Origin of the sequence: Paraburkholderia sp. RL17-368-BIF-A (assembly GCF_046054045.1) — a bacterium.
GTDB classification, from domain to species: domain Bacteria; phylum Pseudomonadota; class Gammaproteobacteria; order Burkholderiales; family Burkholderiaceae; genus Paraburkholderia; species Paraburkholderia graminis.
Window position 1 is genome coordinate 227,419 of the sequence record NZ_JARESN010000004.1, and the last position, 17,274, is coordinate 244,692.

Annotated in this window: 13 protein-coding genes; 10 read left to right on the top strand and 3 right to left on the bottom strand. The window is 63.8% G+C overall.

Translation table 11 applies throughout. From position 1 onward, the window contains the following. Positions 1–194 precede the first annotated feature (194 nt). Together P0D87_RS09325 and gvmR are read left to right on the top strand one after the other, a co-directional pair. Entirely contained in the window at positions 195–2,063 is a 1,869-nt protein-coding gene (locus P0D87_RS09325) for a phosphoenolpyruvate carboxykinase (GTP) (RefSeq protein ID WP_053857364.1), read from the top strand. A gap of 343 nt (positions 2,064–2,406) precedes the next feature. After that, positions 2,407–3,507, top strand: coding sequence for a transcriptional regulator GvmR (gene gvmR, locus P0D87_RS09330; protein WP_006050554.1), 1,101 nt, complete (start codon positions 2,407–2,409; stop codon positions 3,505–3,507). Between the two features lie 145 nt (positions 3,508–3,652). Here gvmR and P0D87_RS09335 read toward each other — a convergent pair whose 3' ends face one another. The 3 genes from P0D87_RS09335 to dprA all read right to left on the bottom strand — a co-directional run bounded on the left by P0D87_RS09335 (position 3,653) and on the right by dprA (position 8,399). Further along, positions 3,653–6,325 (bottom strand): DNA topoisomerase III, encoded by a 2,673-nt coding sequence (locus tag P0D87_RS09335; protein WP_006050553.1) that lies wholly within the window; start codon positions 6,323–6,325, stop codon positions 3,653–3,655. Between the two features lie 298 nt (positions 6,326–6,623). Beyond that, on the bottom strand, positions 6,624–7,001 hold the full coding sequence (locus P0D87_RS09340; protein ID WP_006050552.1) for a thioredoxin family protein: 378 nt from the start codon (positions 6,999–7,001) through the stop codon (positions 6,624–6,626). A 99-nt stretch (positions 7,002–7,100) separates the two neighbouring features. Next, entirely contained in the window at positions 7,101–8,399 is a 1,299-nt protein-coding gene (gene dprA / locus P0D87_RS09345) for a DNA-processing protein DprA (protein WP_053858937.1), read from the bottom strand. Between the two features lie 244 nt (positions 8,400–8,643). Here dprA and def point away from each other — a divergent pair, with 244 nt between their 5' ends. From def to esaR, 8 genes are all read left to right on the top strand, one after another. Continuing rightward, positions 8,644–9,147: a peptide deformylase gene (def, locus tag P0D87_RS09350; RefSeq protein WP_006050550.1), complete on the top strand. Its 504-nt coding sequence runs from the start codon at positions 8,644–8,646 to the stop codon at positions 9,145–9,147. Between the two features lie 37 nt (positions 9,148–9,184). Beyond that, positions 9,185–10,171, top strand: coding sequence for a methionyl-tRNA formyltransferase (gene fmt / locus P0D87_RS09355; RefSeq protein ID WP_053857365.1), 987 nt, complete (start codon positions 9,185–9,187; stop codon positions 10,169–10,171). A 113-nt stretch (positions 10,172–10,284) separates the two neighbouring features. After that, positions 10,285–10,926: a LysE family translocator gene (locus P0D87_RS09360; RefSeq protein ID WP_053857366.1), complete on the top strand. Its 642-nt coding sequence runs from the start codon at positions 10,285–10,287 to the stop codon at positions 10,924–10,926. A gap of 114 nt (positions 10,927–11,040) precedes the next feature. Further along, positions 11,041–11,898 carry a zinc metalloprotease HtpX gene (gene htpX / locus P0D87_RS09365; RefSeq protein WP_006050547.1) on the top strand — a complete coding sequence of 286 codons (858 nt, stop codon included), beginning with the start codon at positions 11,041–11,043 and terminating at the stop codon, positions 11,896–11,898. A 179-nt stretch (positions 11,899–12,077) separates the two neighbouring features. After that, entirely contained in the window at positions 12,078–13,517 is a 1,440-nt protein-coding gene (rsmB, locus tag P0D87_RS09370) for a 16S rRNA (cytosine(967)-C(5))-methyltransferase RsmB (RefSeq protein WP_006050546.1), read from the top strand. Next, entirely contained in the window at positions 13,514–14,113 is a 600-nt protein-coding gene (locus P0D87_RS09375; protein ID WP_006050545.1) for a DUF4390 domain-containing protein, read from the top strand. The genes rsmB and P0D87_RS09375 overlap by 4 nt, the downstream gene beginning before the upstream one ends. Continuing rightward, a complete protein-coding gene (locus tag P0D87_RS09380; protein WP_029969436.1) occupies positions 14,103–16,517 on the top strand; it encodes a sensor histidine kinase in 2,415 nt (804 codons plus the stop codon). The genes P0D87_RS09375 and P0D87_RS09380 overlap by 11 nt, the downstream gene beginning before the upstream one ends. Then, positions 16,518–17,207, top strand: coding sequence for a response regulator transcription factor EsaR (gene esaR / locus P0D87_RS09385; protein WP_006050543.1), 690 nt, complete (start codon positions 16,518–16,520; stop codon positions 17,205–17,207). Positions 17,208–17,274: the final 67 nt, after the last annotated feature.

Below are 17,274 nucleotides of genomic sequence, written 5' to 3' on the forward strand. Positions count from 1 at the left end.
AGGCAAGCCGCTTTACAGACGGTTGCAGACGCCCGTCCCATGCGCCCTGGCACAACAAGCTGCGTTGAAGCCCGTGACGACCTGTGCAGTTGCGCGTCGGTTTGTAGAAACTGGCGCAACGAATAAAATGCCTCTCGCATGCAGCGTCGCCGGGCTTGTACCGTTTTCCAATCCCTACAAACGGAGACAAGTCGATGAATCTTCCATCATTCGAGGCACAGCCCGCAGTGAAGGCGGCAGTAGAAGCGCCAGCGTGGGTGAAACATCGGAAACTGATCGACTGGGTCCAGCGCGTTGCCGCTATGACCCGTCCGGACAACATCGTGTGGTGCGACGGTTCGCAGGAAGAGTACGACCGCCTGTGCGCGCAGATGGTCGAAGCCGGCACGCTCAGGAAGCTCAATCCGGCGAAACGTCCGAACTCGTATCTCGCATGGTCCGATCCTTCCGACGTCGCGCGCGTCGAGGACCGCACCTTCATTTGCGCGCAACGTCGTGAGGATGCGGGGCCGACCAACAACTGGGTCGCGCCGGACGAAATGCGCACGACACTCGACGGCCTGTTCGAAGGCTCGATGCGCGGCCGCACCATGTACGTGGTGCCGTTCTCGATGGGCCCGCTCGGCTCGCCGATCGCGCATATCGGCGTCGAACTGAGCGACAGCCCGTACGTGGTCACCAACATGCGCATCATGACGCGCATGGGCCGCAAGGTGTACGACGTGCTCGGCGAAGACGGCGAGTTCGTGCCGTGCGTGCATTCGGTCGGCGCGCCGCTCGAAGCGGGCGCCAAAGACGTGCCGTGGCCGTGCAATCCGACCAAGTACATCGTTCATTTCCCGGAGACGCGTGAAATTTGGAGCTATGGCTCGGGCTATGGCGGCAACGCGTTGCTCGGCAAGAAATGCTTTGCGCTGCGCATTGCATCGACGATGGGCCGCGACGAAGGCTGGCTTGCCGAGCACATGCTGATTCTCGGCGTGACTTCGCCCGAAGGACGCAAGCATCATGTGGCGGCCGCGTTTCCGTCGGCGTGCGGCAAGACCAACTTCGCGATGCTGATTCCGCCCGAAGGGTTGAACGGCTGGAAGATCTCGACCATCGGCGACGACATCGCGTGGATCAAGCCAGGCAAGGACGGCCGCCTGTACGCGATCAATCCGGAGGCGGGATACTTCGGCGTCGCGCCCGGCACGAGCGAAAAGACCAACTTCAACGCGATGGCCACGCTGAAGGAAAACGTGATCTTCACGAACGTCGCGCTGACCGACGACGGCGACGTGTGGTGGGAAGGCATGACCGACGAGCCGCCCGCGCACCTGATCGACTGGCAAGGCAAGGACTGGACGCCCGCGAGCGCGAAGGAAACGGGCCGCAAGGCGGCGCATCCGAATGCACGCTTCACGGCGCCGGCGTCGCAATGTCCGTCCATCGACGCCGACTGGGAGAATCCGGCGGGCGTGCCAATCGACGCGTTTATCTTCGGCGGCCGCCGTTCGACGACCGTGCCGCTCGTCACCGAGGCGCGCAACTGGGTCGAGGGCGTCTACATGGCCGCGACCATGGGTTCGGAGACGACCGCCGCCGCGGCGGGCCAGCAAGGCGTCGTACGGCGCGACCCGTTCGCGATGCTGCCGTTCTGCGGCTACAACATGAGCGACTACTTCGGCCATTGGCTGAAGACAGGCGAGCGGCTGCAGCAACTGAACGCGAAGCTGCCGAAAATCTTCTGCGTCAACTGGTTCCGCAAGGGCGCGGACGGCAAGTTCGTGTGGCCGGGCTTCGGCGAAAATATGCGTGTGCTCGGCTGGATGGTTGGCCGCATCGAGGGCACGGCGCAGGGCGAGGAGCACGCGTTCGGCGTGTCGCCGCATTACGAGGACATCGACTGGAGCGGTCTGGATTTCAGCCGCGAGCAGTTCGAGCAGGTGATTTCCGTCGACGACGCGGCCTGGCGCGCCGAACTCGCGCTGCATACGGAGCTCTTTGACACGCTGCAGCACGGCCTTCCGCCCGCGCTGGCGAAAGCCAAGAGCCAATTGGAGAGCAAGCTCGCGGCTTGACGACGTGAGTGTTCGCTAACTCGCAGAAGCCGCCTTCGGGCGGCTTTTTTCATTTTCAGCGCCGCCAAGCCGGGCGAGAGCCGCGTTCAGCGCTCGACACACTGATCTTTCATCTGTTCGAAAGGCACGCGTGGGCAAGCTGCGCCGCAGCACATTGTTTCTAACGACGGAACAATCGCCCCCGATGCCCCACATTCGGGCATACAGTCGCACGAAAATTGACGAAATTTCCGCTTTTGCGGGCAACTTCTGCACGATTGCGCGAGTCGTAGGAGAATCCCTAATTCGCTTCCACTGGTTATCACCAATTGTCAGGGAGCCGTAACACGGCAGGAGTTGTGATATGGATCATTTGCAGTCGATGCGAGTTTTCGTCAAAGTGGCGGATCTCGGCAGTTTTGCCCGCGCTGCGAGCGCGATGGATATTTCCAACGCAGTTGCCACCCGTCACGTTGCCGACCTCGAAGGGCGTCTTGGCACGCGGCTGCTCAACCGTACGACCCGCAGTTTGTCCCTGACCGAATCGGGTCAGGTTTATCTGGAACGCGCGCGCCAGATTCTCGACGAGCTTGAAGACGTCGAGCAGATGGTGGTCGCGCGAAATCACGAGCCGGTCGGCACGTTGCGCATCGTCGCGCCGGTCGTGTTCGGCTTGCACAATCTCGCTCCGGTGCTGCAAACGTACGCGGAGCGCTATCCGAAGGTCATTCCCGACGTCACGCTCGTCGATCGTCAGGTCGATCTGGTTGAAGAAGGTTTCGACGTGGGCGTGGTGATCGCGCGGCAGATGCGCAGCGCGAGCATCGTCACGCGGCGTCTGACCACGGGCTGCATGACCGTGTGTGCCACTCCGGCGTATCTGGAGAAGCACGGCACGCCCACGCGTCCCGAGCATCTGCTCGAGCATCCGTGTTTGAGCCTGCCCTCCGAGTATTGGGGCGACGAGCGCGTGTTTACCGGTCCCGAAGGCGAAGTGCGCGTGCGTCCGTCGAATGTGATCGTGGCGAACAACACGGAGATGCTGCGTCAGTTCGCGCTGCTCGGCATGGGCATCGCGATTCTGCCGAGCTATCTGATCGGGCGCGACATGACGCGCGGCAGGCTGGTGCGCCTCCTTGGTGATTACCGTTTGCCGCAAGTCGAGATCAACATCGCCTATCCGAGCCGTCGTCATTTGCCGGCCAAGGTGCGCACGTTCATCGATCATCTGGTCGAGCATTTCAGCCAGACGCCGAATAGCCTGCTCGGCGAGCAATGGATCAAGGACGGCGTTGGACGCCCGGCGTCGGCGTCGTTTGAACCGGCGGATGCGTCGATGCCGCCGGAAGCATTCGACGGCGCGGAGCCGCTGTCGCGTCTGCTGGACAGCGAGTTATCGCCGGTGCCGAAGACGTTGGCGAAGCCCGGAAGTCGTACGCGGCCGGCGGCGTTGACGCCGCTGTAGAGGCGGTTCAGGCGCGATGTAGGATGTCGGCGCGTCCAGCGCGGCTGCTGAACGCATAAAAAAGCGCGGTCACCTTGCAGGTGATCGCGCTTTTTGTCATCGGCTTTGATATGCACCGCAGGCGCCCGTCGCGCTTACCGAAGAATCACGAACCGGTCTTGCGAGCTACAGTCTTTTTGGCCGGCGCCTTCTTCGCAGCCGCTGTCTTAGCCGCAGGCGCTTTCTTCGCCGCAGCCTTTTTCGCCGCCGGCGCTGCCTTCACCGCGACCGCCGCATCGCCGTCATCGGACTCGAATTCCGAACCGCCTGCCTTCGCAGCCGATTTCGCCGCCGCCGTCTTCGCTGCGGTCTTGGCCGACGGCTCCTTCTTCTCGAACTCGAAGCCGATCTTGCCGTCGTTCTGCTTGACGAGGAACGCCTTGAAGTTACGGCCCGTGCGCGACGACTTGAAGTTCGTCAGCAGATCCGTGCGTCCTTCTTCAAGCAGCTTGGCCATCTGCTCACGCGCGATCTCCTGCTGCAAGATCACTTTGCCCGAGCGGAAGTCGCAAGTCTTCGGGTTCGCAACCGAGTTCTCGCAGACGTAGCTCATGCCGTGCTCGAACACGCGGCCCTTGCACTTCGGGCATGCGCCGACCGGTTCCTGATCCGAGAAGTCGGGCGGTTCGCCGTCTTCGCCGCCCGCGTCCTGGCCGAAGTCGAACTCGAGCTTGTAGTTCTTGATCTCGTCGTCGAGCGAAAGCTTGAGAATCGCCGAAAACGGACGGCCCATCTTGCTGCGAAAACCCGACAGCGGCCCGATCGTTTTGTTCTTCAGCAGTTCTTCGACTTCCTCGATCTCGAACTGGCGGCCGCCCGGAATCTTCGAGATGGAGAACTCGCACTTCGAACACGCGAAGCGGCGATAGTTTTCCTTCACCTGGCCGCCGCAGTTCGGACACGGCGTCTGCAACGTCGCGTAATCGCCCGGGATCGTGTCGGAATCGTATTCCTTCGCGCGCTTGACGATGGTCTGCGTCATGCGGGCAATTTCCTGCATGAACGCGTCGCGCGGCAGGTTGCCGCGTTCCATTTGCGACAGCTTGTATTCCCATTCGCCCGTCAGTTCGGGCGCGGTCAATTCCTTCACGCCGAGCCCGCGCAAGAGCGTCATCAACTGGAATGCCTTGGCGGTCGGAATCAGATCGCGGCCTTCGCGGACCAGATACTTTTCGCCCAGCAACCCTTCGATGATGGCGGCGCGCGTGGCCGGCGTACCGAGCCCCTTCGCGGCCATCGCCTCACGCAGTTCATCGTCTTCGACGAGCTTGCCCGCGCCTTCCATCGCCGACAACAACGTGGCTTCGTTGTAGCGTGCCGGCGGTTTGGTGACGAGCTGCTGCGCGGCGATCTTGTCGGTCTTGACCTTCTCGTCTTTCTGCACCGGCACGAGGTTGGCATCTTCACCGCTGATTTCGCGGCCGTAGATTTGCAACCAGCCCGGCTCCACCAGAACCTTGCCTTCGGTCTTGAAGTGATGACCGACGACTTCGGTGATACGCGTGGTCACGCGGTATTCGGCAGCCGGGAAAAACACCGACAGAAAACGCTTCACCACGAGGTCGTAAAGCTTCTGTTCCGGCTCGGACAGGTTCTTCGGCGCCTGCAGCGTCGGGATGATTGCGAAGTGGTCGCTGATCTTCGAGTTATCGAAGATGCGCTTGTTCGGCTTCACCCAGCCCTTGTCGAGCACCTGCTTCGCAAACGGCAAGTAGTTGTTGCTCTCCTTGAGCATGCCGAGCGTCTGCTTGACCGTGTCCATATAGTCTTCGGGCAGCGCGCGCGCGTCAGTCCGCGGATAGGTCAGCACCTTGTGCTTTTCGTACAGCGCCTGAGCGAGACCCAGCGTGTTCTTCGCCGAGAAGCCGAAGCGGCCGTTGGCCTCGCGCTGCAAGCTCGTCAAGTCGAACAGTGCCGGCGACAGTTGCGTGGACGGCTTCGACTCTTCCCTGACGACACCGATCTGACCGCGGCAAGCGGCGACGATCGTCTCCGCCGCGGGCAGCGCCCACAGACGCGAGTCGCGCTTCTCCGGGTCGAACTCGTCGCGCTTGAACTTCGGATCGAACCAGCGGCCCTCGTAGAAGCCGGCCGCGCAGACAAACTCGGCCTTCACTTCCCAATAGTCGCGCGGCACGAAGCGGCGAATCTTTTCTTCGCGCTCGACGACGATGGACAGCGTCGGCGTCTGCACGCGTCCGACGGTGGTCAGGAAGAAGCCGCCGCCCTTGCTGTTGAACGCGGTCATCGCGCGTGTGCCGTTGATGCCGACGAGCCAGTCCGCTTCGGAGCGGCAACGAGCCGCGTCCGCAAGCGGTTGCATCTCTTCGTCGCTGCGCAGACGCGCGAAGCCGTCGCGGATCGCGGCGGGCGTCATCGATTGCAGCCACAGGCGCTGCACCGGCTGCTTGGCTTTCGCGTGCTGCGCGATCAGGCGGAAAATCAGCTCGCCCTCGCGCCCCGCGTCGCATGCGTTGATGAGCCGGTCGATGTCTTTGCGCTTGAGCAGTTTGGTCAGCACCTTCAGGCGCGACTCGCTCTTCGCGATCGGATTCAGATCGAAATGCGGCGGAATGACGGGCAGATTGGCGAAGCTCCACTTGCCGCGTTTGACTTCGTATTCTTCGGGCGCGGCGATTTCCAGCAGATGGCCCACTGCCGATGAGAGAACGTACTCGTCGCTCTCGTAGTACTCGTCATGCTTGGTAAAACCGCCCAAAGCGCGCGCGATGTCGTTCGCGACGGAAGGCTTTTCGGCGATGATCAGTGCTTTAGACATGACTCGATGTGAGGTTGGTATATCCGGGTTGGTGGCCTTGAGCGCGCCCAGTTGGCGCGACCCTCGTTTGCGACCTTGCTACCCATTAACGACCGCTTTATAGCACACGGCGCGAAAGCGGCGTGTCAACTGCCATAAAAGCGGGCATAAAAGCGGCCCTAAAAGCGCGCCATCATAATTGCGCGTCCGGCGCTCGGACAAGCTGCGGCAAACGCGCTGTGCGCCGCTCGCAACCGCCGTGCCGCCGAGGCCGTCGCGATCCGCTCGGCGCTGTCGACGAAGCCGTGAATCTCGGCGCTCAGGCAGCCGCCAGCGCGGGCCGCAATTTGGGCGCGCCGACGACGCCCGGCAGCGCGGTCAAGTCCGAGAGCATCCGCTCGACAATCCCTGCTTGCGGCAAAACGGTGCCGAAAAAACGTGTCGTTACCGAGTCTTCGATCAGGATGGTCGGAAAATTCTCGACGTCGAGATCGTCGAATCGATCCGCATGCGTTTCGATGTCGATCCATGCGAAGCAGATTTGCGGATGCCGCTCGGCCAGCTTGTCGAACGCCTCGCGATACTCGCGGCAGGTTCCGCACCATTCCGCGCACAGGCAGGCCACGAACAGCGTGTCGGGCTCATTGACGCGCTCGGCGATCCGGTCGTGGTCGGTGTCGAGATTCAGCGCGGGCATGGTGGTTCCTCTAGTGCTTTGTCGAATGCTTTGGCGGATGCGTTGGCGCGAATGTAGCATGGCCGATCCCGGAGAGTGGTCAAGGGGCGTCAACATGCGTTAGCCGTGGCTTGCCCGCGTGTAGCGCCCGCCGGGCAGCGCGCTGACGTGGCCGGCGAGTTCCAGTTGCAGCAGCGTCGTCTGCAGGACCGCGTATTCCATCTCGGTGCGCGTGGCGAGAATTTCAAGGCTGGTCGGCGCGTGGCCCAGCGCGGCGAGCAGTTTTTGCGCGTCGGGGTCGGGTACATCGCGTACGTTCGGGGCGCGTGCTTCGGCGGCTATGGGTTGCGGCTCGGCGTTTGCCTGCGCCTTCGCCTGGGACTGCGCGTATGTCGCCGCCTCGTCGCGCTGCGCCGAATGTCGCGCGGGCGCCGTGCAGTCCGCCGCCGTTGCGTCGTCGTCGAACGTGCGCGTCAATGCCCGCTGTCCGCGAACGCCTGCAGCAACACTCGCGGTCGCAGTCTTCGCAAACCCCAATTCCTCCAGCACTTCCTCAGGCGTCTCGACCAGCTTCGCGCCCTGCTTGATCATCCGATGACACCCGCGCGACAACGGCGCGTGGATCGAGCCCGGCAACGCAAAGATATCGCGGCCCATCTCGTTGGCGAGCCGCGCGGTGATCAGCGAGCCCGAGCGCATGGCCGCCTCGACGACCAGCACGCCGCTGACGAGTCCGGCGATCAACCGGTTACGCTGCGGAAAGTTGGCCGCGCGCGCCGGCGTGCCGAGCGGCCACTCCGACAGAATCGCGCCTTGCAGCGCGATTTGCCGCGCGAGCGCGTGGTGCGCGGCCGGATAGACGAGATCCGCGCCGGTGCCGATCACCGCGACCGTGCTGCCGATGCCCGCGAGCCCGCCGCGATGCGCCGCGCCGTCGATGCCCCTCGCGAGCCCCGACACAACCGTCACGCCCGCCTCCGAAATCGTCCGCGCGAAGTGTTCGGCGTCTTCCTCACCTTGCGGCGTCGCGCTGCGGCTGCCCACCAGCGCGACCGCGCGCGTATGCAACAGCTCGAGACGCCCCTTTATATATAGCAGCGGCGGCGGATCGGGCATGGTCAGCAGCGCCGGTGGATAGGCGGGGTCGTCGAGCGTGACGACCTGGTTACCGGGCAGCTCGCGCCATGCGATCACGGCTTCCAGTTGGGCGTCGAAGTCCGGGCCGGTCGGCGCCAGCGCCGCGCGCGCCGCGGCGTCGCCGGCAATCGCGGCGAGCGTCTCATGCTCCTGCCGAAGAATCGCCTCGGGGAGCCCGAAAGCGCCCAGCAGCAGGCGCAGCGCCGTGGGTTTGAGCCCCGGCGCGAGAGAGAGCCGCAGCCACGCGGCGAGTTCAAGATCCGTTGAAGGCAAGGTGTGCATTGCGGGTCGATCCTCGTGCAGCGCCAGCGGGCAGGCGGGCGCCATGCTAAAATTTTCATCATCCGAAATAACTGCAGCGCCGCGCCCACCCGCGCGGGCTCGTCGTCTAGCGCGTGTGGCGCGTTGAATCGAACCGGTTCGACACCATCTATCGTGTGCGCATTGCGACGTGCCGACAACCTGGCCGAATGGCCAACGCGGGCCTTCTCATGGTCAGCGGCGTCTGAAAATCACTCTCGAAATCATGGCTTTACTGAACATCCTCAATTACCCGGACAAACGGCTGCACAAGGTTGCAAAGCCGGTGGAAGAGGTCAACGACCGTATCCGCCGCCTCGTCGCGGATATGGCGGAAACCATGTACGCCGCGCCGGGCGTCGGCCTCGCCGCCACCCAGGTCGACGTGCATGAGCGCGTGATCGTGATCGACGTCTCGGACGCGCACGATCAACTGCTCGCGTTCATCAACCCGGAAATCGTCTGGTCGAGCAACGAGAAGAAGCTGTCGGAAGAGGGCTGTCTGTCCGTGCCGGGAATTTACGACAACGTCGAGCGCGCGGAGAAAGTGCGCGTGCGGGCGCTCAACGAGAAGGGCGAAACCTTCGAGATGGACTGCGAGGGACTGCTTGCCGTGTGCATCCAGCACGAGATGGATCACCTGATGGGCCACGTGTTCGTCGAATATCTGTCGCCGCTCAAGCAAACGCGCATCAAGAGCAAGATGAAGAAGCTCGCCCACGCAATGTAATGCGCGCCCATTCCGCTACCTGCTCGCCCTCCCGCTCATGAGTCATTCGTTGCGCGTTGTCTTTGCCGGCACGCCGGAATTCGCTTCGGCTGCGCTGGCGGCCATCCACGGCGCCGGTTTTGCGGTGCCACTCGTGCTCACGCAGCCGGACCGGCCGGCGGGGCGCGGCATGAAATTGCAGGCGAGTCCCGTCAAGCGCTACGCCGTGGAACATGGGATCGCGGTCGCACAGCCGCCTTCGTTGCGCCGCGCAGGCAAGTATCCGGCTGAGGCGGCGGCGGCCATCGAGCAGTTGCGCGCCACGCCGCACGACGTGATGGTGGTGGCCGCGTACGGCCTGATCCTGCCGCAGGAAGTGCTCGACATCGCGACGCACGGCTGCATCAATATTCACGCGTCGCTGTTGCCGCGCTGGCGCGGCGCGGCGCCGATTCATCGCGCGATCGAGGCGGGCGACGCCGAAACCGGCATCACGCTGATGCAGATGGACGCCGGCCTCGACACGGGCGCGATGATTTCCGAAATCCGCACGCCCATTTCCGCCGACGACACCACCGCCACCTTACACGACCGCCTCGCGCAGGCCGGCGCAAAGCTGATCGTCGATGCGCTCGTCGAACTCGAACGCAGCGGCAAGCTGGCCTCGACGCCGCAACCCGCCGACGGCGTGACCTACGCCGAAAAGATCGGCAAGCACGAGGCCGCGCTTGACTGGCGCCGGCCGGCTGCGGTGCTCGCGCGCCAGGTGCGCGCGTTCGACCCGTTCCCTGGCGGCGTGGCGACGCTCGAGGACGGAACCGCGATCAAGATCTGGGCGGCCGCCGCCGAAGACAGCACAAACAACGCGGCGCCCGGCACGATCATCGGTGTTTCGCCGGAAGGCGTCGTCGTGGCCTGCGGCGAAGGCGCGTTGCGTCTCACGCAACTGCAAAAACCCGGCGGCAAGCGGCTCCCGGTGCGCGAATTCCTGGCTGGCTTCGGACTGGCCGCAGGTCAGCGTTTCCATATTCCCGACGCAAACTAGCACGGCCTCGCGGCGCTTGCCCATCGTCCATTCGGCCGATGGCGAGCGGCCCCGTCGCGCGCCCGCCGCGCGTTAGAATCCGTCATGCAAAGGCCCAGCTTTCGAGGATTCCCATGTTCGGCATCACCCATTTCGAGTTTTTCGTCGTCGCCGTTTTTCTGCTGAACGTCACGCCCGGGCCGGATACGGCTTATATCGTCGGGCGCAGCGTCGCACAGGGGCGCGGGGCGGGGCTCATGTCCGCGCTGGGCATTTCGGCGGGCTGCTGCGTGCACTCGCTCGCGTGCGCGTTCGGCCTGACGGCGCTGCTCGCGGCGTCGGCCACTGCGTTCACCGTTATCAAGTTCGTCGGCGCGATTTATCTGATCTATCTCGGCGTACGCCTTATTTTTGCGAAGCCAGCCGCCGACGAGGCCCGCGGCCACGCACGCGGGGCCGGTGCGCCGAAGTCGTTGCGACAGCTTTTTCTGCAAGGCTTCTGGACCAACGTGCTGAACCCGAAGGTGGTGCTTTTCTTCGTTTCGTTCTTCCCCCAGTTCGTTACGGCGGGCACCGATCAGAAGGCGCTCGCCTTTCTGACGCTCGGCGCGGTGTTCGTGGTGATGAGCATGCTGTGGAACAGCTTTGTCGCGTGGATCGCCGGCAGCGTCACGCAGCGCTTCTCCGGCAAGCCGTCGGTCAAGAAGTGGCTGGACCGCGGTGTCGGCAGCGCCTTTGTCGGCCTGGGGATCAAGCTCGCCACTGCATCGAGATGATTGAATTTTTCGCGCGCGTCCATATCTAACATTTCGCTTACAGTCAGGCATAATCAGGCGCCGCGATGATGCGGCACGGATATGAACCCCGCGTTAGGGCAAGGAGTTGCAGACATGTTCAATTGGGTCAAAACCGCGATGTTGATGGCCGCGATCACGGCCCTTTTCATCGTGATCGGCGGAATGATAGGCGGGTCGCGCGGCATGACGATCGCGCTCGTCATTGCGCTCGGTATGAATTTTTTCTCGTACTGGTTCTCGGACAAGATGGTGCTGCGCATGTACAACGCGCAGGAAGTCGACGAAACCAGTGCGCCGCAGTTTTATCGCATGGTGCGTGAGCTTTCCACGCGTGCCGGCTTGCCGATGCCGCGCGTCTATCTGATCAACGAAGATGCGCCGAACGCGTTCGCTACGGGCCGCAATCCGGAGCACGCGGCGGTTGCCGCGACCACCGGCATTCTGCGCGTGCTGTCCGAGCGCGAAATGCGCGGCGTGATGGCGCACGAACTCGCGCACGTCAAGCATCGCGACATTCTGATCTCGACGATCTCGGCCACCATGGCCGGCGCGATCTCGGCGATCGCGAACTTCGCGATGTTCTTCGGCGGCCGCGACGAAAACGGGCGTACCACGAACCCGATCGCCGGCATCGCGGTTGCGCTGCTCGCGCCTATCGCCGGTGCGCTGATCCAGATGGCGATTTCGCGCGCGCGTGAATTCGAGGCCGACCGCGGCGGCGCGCAGATTTCCGGCGACCCGCAGGCGCTCGCGTCGGCGCTCGACAAGATTCATCGTTATGCGAGCGGCATTCCGTTCCCCACAGCCGAACAGCATCCGGCCACCGCGCAGATGATGATCATGAACCCGCTTGCGGGCGGCAGCATCGCGAATCTGTTTTCGACGCACCCGGCAACGGAAGAACGCATTGCCCGCCTGATGGAAATGGCCCGCACAGGGCGCTTCGAATAAGCGCGTAGCGCGCGGCATGACGAAAGGCGAGTCTTCGGGCTCGCCTTTTTATTTGCTGGCCGCGGTGATCGACGCGGCCGCGCGCACTGCACACGCCCGCTCGCGGTCCACACGCCGCGCCACGCTACAATGTGTGCTCATTGTGCCGCGCCTACCGCGCGGCCTGCCTTTGTTCTTCCATGATCCCAAAGCCTTCTTCGCGTTCTGCTTCTTCGTCGGCGCGTCCGCGCGAATCCCGCTTGTCCGTGCTGCATCTCGCGCCGGAATCGCTCGGCTTCGCGCTCGATTGCGCCGCGCAGGCCGTCGGCGCCGTGCGCCTCGGCGCGGCTTTGCCGGCCGCGCTGCAAACTGTTTTCGTAGCCGCGCCCGAGGGCAGTGCCGCTGCCGCGCGCGGCGCGGTGCAGGACATCGCGTATCGCACGATGCGGCGTCTCGGGACGGCTGAGTGGCTGATCGCGAAGCTCGTCAAGAAAGCGCCGCCGCCGCATGTCGGTCACGTACTGGCCTGCGCGCTCGCGCTCTTGATCGACGACGAAGCGAGCGCCGCCTATACGCCGTTCACCGTGGTCGACCAGGCGGTCGGGGCGATCTCGGCTCGCCGTGAATTCGCTTTCGCGAAGGGGCTCGTCAACGCCGTGCTGCGCAACTTCCTACGCGAACGCGACGCGCTGCTGACAGAAGCGCAAGCCGACGAAGTCGCGCGCTGGAATTACCCGACATGGTGGATCGACGCCGTGAGACGCGCATGGCCCGAAGCATGGCAAGACGTGCTCGCGGCCGGCAATACGCAAGGCCCGTTGACGCTGCGCGTGAACGCGCGTCATTCGACGGTCGAAGCGTACCTGCAAGTGCTCGAGGACCATCACATCAGCGCGAGCAAGGTTGGCGACTACGCGGTGATGCTCGCCACGCCGATGCCAGTCGATCGCATTCCTGGCTTTAACGAGGGCGTCGTGTCCGTGCAGGACGCGGGCGCGCAGCTCGCCGCGCAACTGCTCGGCGTGCGCGACGGCATGCGCGTGCTCGACGCGTGCGCGGCGCCTGGCGGCAAGACCGGGCATCTGCTGGAACTGGCGAACCTGCAGTTGGTGGCGCTCGAAAGCGACGTGTCGCGCGCGCGGCGGATCGGCGAAAACCTGCAGCGGCTCAAGCTCGAAGCGGAGGTGCGAATCGGCGACGCCGGCGCGCCGTCCAAATGGCACGACGACATCGACCAGCCATTCGACCGCATTCTCGCCGACGTGCCGTGTTCGGCGTCGGGCATCGTGCGGCGTCATCCGGACATTCGCTGGTTGCGCCGCGCGTCGGATATTCCCGCGCTCGTCGACGAACAGCGGCGCATTCTCGGCGCGCTCTGGCCGCTCGTGAAACCTGGCGGCGAATTGCTTTACGTTACGTGCTCGATCTTTCCCGAAGAAGGCGAGTTGCAGGCGCAGTGGTTTGGAAACAAATATCAGGATGCGGTACGATTGGACGCGCCGGGGCAACTTCTACCTTCAGTCGCCCGCGCGCCCGCCGACACATCGGCCGGTTCCCATGCCGGAGAATTCGCTGACATCAGCGCCGGCGCGAACTCAGACCACGACGGATTTTTCTACGCGCGCTTTCAGAAACGGTGACCATCAAACGCTTCTTCCCGCTTCGGCTCGCTGCCGTGCTCTGGGTCGCGCTGGCCGTCTGGCTTGCGGCACCCGGCGCCGCGCACGCCGACTCGATCGCCGTGCAGCGCGCTTCGCTGCAAGCGGACAACACCGGTTGGAGCCTCGACGCGCGTTTCGACTTCGATTTGAACAGCAATCTCGAAGACGCGGTCAATAAAGGCATTCCGCTTTACTTCACGACCGACTTCGAACTGAGCCGGCCGCGCTGGTACTGGTTCGACGAACAGCCGGTCAACGTGTCGCAGAGTCTGCGTCTGTCGTTCCAGCCGCTCACGCGCGAATATCGCGTGTCGAGTGTGTCGTCCGGCGGTTTGCAGCTTGGCTTTTCCACGCTGAAAGACGCGCTCGCGGTCATCAAGCATGTGTCGTCGTGGCATGTGATTGAGCGCAACGACGTGCATGCCGGCGAAACGTACAACGCGTCGGTGCGCATGCAGCTCGACATCGCGTTGATGCCCAAGCCGTTTCAGATCGACGCGGTGAATAACCGCGACTGGAACCTCGCTTCCGAATGGAAGCGCTTTACTTTCACGGTGACCGAACGTGCTAAATAAAGTGCGCTCCGCCACCAGTGTCAGCAGCATCGTCGTGCGCGTGCTGGTCTCCACGGTCGCCGTGACGGCCGTGCTGCTGCTCGTGCTGCTCGCCGCGGCAAGCGCGAATACCGAATTCTTCGACCGCTATTACCAGTGGCTGTATGCCGCGAATCTGGTGGTCGCGATGATCTTTCTGCTGGTGGTGGCGACGCTCGTCATCATCATCATCGTGCGATTGCGAAAGGGGAAGTTCGGCACGCGGCTGCTTGCGAAGCTGGCGTTTTTCATGGCGCTCGTCGGCGTGGTGCCGGGCGGCATCATCTATGTGGTCTCGTATCAGTTCGTGTCGCGCAGCATCGAATCGTGGTTCGACGTGAATGTCGAAACCGCGCTGACGTCGGGCCTGAATCTCGGGCGCGGCATGCTCGACGCGTCGCTGTCCGATCTGCAAACCAAGGGCCGCCTGATGTCCGAGCAGCTTGCGAGCGCGGACGCCGCCGGCACGACGCTCACGTTGCTGCGTCTGCGCGATCAGTTCGGCGTGCAGGAGGCGACGATCGTCGAACCGACGCGCAGCATGTCCGGCGCGACGCCCGACATGCATGTGGTCGCGCAGGCATCGAGTAACTACGCGTCGCTCGTGCCGAACGATCTGCCCACGCCGCTGATGGTCGACGCGGCGCGCGGGCGCGGCTACGCGGCGATTGAAGGCGAAGTCGACGGCGATCCTCGCGCGCACGGCAGCAAGGGCGCGCTGCGGCTGCGCGTCGTGCAGCGCATTCCCGATTCGAACGCTTCGCTGCTGCAGCCCACCGAGCGCTTCCTGCAACTCACGCAGCCGGTGTCGCAATCGCTTGCACGCAATGCCGACGCCGTGCAGCGCGCGTATCGCGAGTATCAGGAGAAAGCGCTCGGACGTACGGGGCTGCGCAAGATGTACATCGGCACGCTGACGCTCGCGCTGTTCCTCGCGACCTTCATCGCGATGATGCTCGCGCTCGCGCTCGGCAACCAGCTCGCACGGCCGCTCTTCCTGCTCGCTCAAGGCACGAAGGAAATCACCGAGGGCGATTACACGCCGAAGCGCGAAATCAAGTCGCGCGACGAACTCGGCTTTCTCACGCAGTCGTTCAATGCGATGACGCGGCAGTTGTCCGAGGCGCGCGCCGCGGTTGAGAACAACCGCATCGCACTCGAGCATTCGAAGGCGTATCTGGAGAGCATTCTCGCGAACCTGACGGCCGGCGTGTTCGTGTTCGACCGGCAGTTCCGTCTCACTACCGCGAATCGCGGCGCCGAGCGCATCTTCCGTCAGCAGTTCCAGGAAGTGCTCGGCTCGGCGCTCGAACAGATCGGCGTGCTAAGCGAATTCGGCGGCATGGTGCGCAAGGCGTTTGCCGATCGCGAGGCGGCAAGCGGCGACGGTCATGACGACGGCGGGCACTGGCAGCAACAGTTTTCGGTTCAGGTGGCGGGCGAATCCGAGCCGCTCACGCTGCTTGTGCGCGGCGCGCGCCTTGTGTCCGCAACCGATCGCGACGCGCAGGACATGCAGACGTCGGGCTACGTCGTTGTGTTCGACGACATCTCGGACGTGATCTCCGCGCAGCGTTCCATTGCGTGGGGCGAAGTGGCGCGGCGGCTCGCGCATGAGATCAAGAATCCGCTCACGCCGATCCAGCTTTCGGCCGAGCGTTTGCAGATGAAGCTAGCGGACAAGCTGACGCCGTCCGACGCCGATGTCTTGAAGCGCGGCGCGACCACGATCGTGAACCAGGTCGCGGCGATGAAGCAGATGGTCGACAACTTCCGCGACTACGCGCGCACGCCGCCCGCTGTGCTCGCGCATCTGCAATTGAACGAACTCGTGAGCGAAGTGCTGACGCTGTACGGTATCGAAGAAGGCAAAGGCGCGATTCAGGTCGAGCTCTCCGAACTGCCCGCGATTCGCGGCGACGCCACGCAATTGCGCCAGGTGATCCACAACCTGCTGCAGAATGCACAGGACGCGGTGGCCGACGTCGAGCGCCCGCGTGTGCTGCTCGAGACGAGGACAGTAGAATACGGAGACCCCGATGCGCAGGGCAAGGCGCGCATCGCGGTGCGGCTGACAGTGTCGGATAACGGACCGGGTTTCCCCACGCGCATTCTCACGCGTGCATTCGAACCTTACGTGACGACCAAGGCCAAGGGCACGGGCCTGGGTCTTGCGATGGTCAAGAAGATCGTCGACGAACATGGCGCGCGCATCGACATTCGCAACCGCATGAAAGCGGGCGATGTGATCGAAGGCGCGCAGATTTCGATTCTCTTCCTTCAACTGGCAGACGACGCCGCGGCTCCCGAAGCGGGACCGCGTCCTGCGCACGGCGGTACGTCGCAGGGAAAGACAAAAGCAACAGTGCAGACAAAGGCAGCGTAAATGGCAACCATCCTGGTGGTAGATGATGAAATGGGCATCCGGGAATTGCTCTCGGAGATCCTGAGCGACGAGGGGCATGTCGTGGAGGCGGCGGAAAACGCGCAGCAGGCGCGCGAGTTCCGCTTGCGTCAGGCGCCGGACCTGGTGCTGCTCGACATCTGGATGCCCGATACCGACGGCGTGACGTTGCTCAAGGAATGGGCTGCGCAAGGGCAACTGACCATGCCGGTGATCATGATGTCCGGTCACGCGACCATCGACACGGCAGTCGAAGCGACCAAGATCGGCGCGCTCAACTTTCTTGAGAAGCCGATCGCGTTGCAGAAGCTGCTGAAGGCGGTCGAACAGGGCCTCGCGCGCGGCACGGCGGCGGTCGCGCCTGGCGGCGTGGCGGCGAAATCCCCGTTGCCGATGAATTCGTCGACGGTGGCTTCGGCCGCGGCATTGCCGATGCTCTCCGCCGACGGTCACGGCAGCGGCGTGCTTGCGGCGCAAACGGCGTCCATTTCGTTCGACATTCCGCTGCGCGATGCGCGCGATGCATTCGAGCGCGCGTACTTCGAATATCACCTCGCGCGCGAGAACGGCAGCATGACGCGCGTCGCGGAAAAGACCGGACTGGAGCGCACGCATTTGTATCGCAAGCTCAAGCAACTCGGCGTCGATCTCGGCAAGAACAAAGGTGAGTGAAAGGGCGAGCGGAGACCGCGGATCGCGGGCCGACTTTGCTTTCGCAGATTTTTTGGACAAGGGGGCT

Coding starts and splice junctions, on each gene's coding strand:
- fmt (WP_053857365.1), top strand. CDS start 9,185: ATGAGTCATTCGTTGCGCGTTGTCTTTGCCGGCACGCCGGAATTCGCT.
- rsmB (WP_006050546.1), top strand. CDS start 12,078: ATGATCCCAAAGCCTTCTTCGCGTTCTGCTTCTTCGTCGGCGCGTCCG.
- P0D87_RS09360 (WP_053857366.1), top strand. CDS start 10,285: ATGTTCGGCATCACCCATTTCGAGTTTTTCGTCGTCGCCGTTTTTCTG.
- P0D87_RS09335 (WP_006050553.1), bottom strand. CDS start 6,325: ATGTCTAAAGCACTGATCATCGCCGAAAAGCCTTCCGTCGCGAACGAC.
- esaR (WP_006050543.1), top strand. CDS start 16,518: ATGGCAACCATCCTGGTGGTAGATGATGAAATGGGCATCCGGGAATTG.
- def (WP_006050550.1), top strand. CDS start 8,644: ATGGCTTTACTGAACATCCTCAATTACCCGGACAAACGGCTGCACAAG.
- dprA (WP_053858937.1), bottom strand. CDS start 8,399: ATGCACACCTTGCCTTCAACGGATCTTGAACTCGCCGCGTGGCTGCGG.
- P0D87_RS09325 (WP_053857364.1), top strand. CDS start 195: ATGAATCTTCCATCATTCGAGGCACAGCCCGCAGTGAAGGCGGCAGTA.
- gvmR (WP_006050554.1), top strand. CDS start 2,407: ATGGATCATTTGCAGTCGATGCGAGTTTTCGTCAAAGTGGCGGATCTC.
- P0D87_RS09340 (WP_006050552.1), bottom strand. CDS start 7,001: ATGCCCGCGCTGAATCTCGACACCGACCACGACCGGATCGCCGAGCGC.
- htpX (WP_006050547.1), top strand. CDS start 11,041: ATGTTCAATTGGGTCAAAACCGCGATGTTGATGGCCGCGATCACGGCC.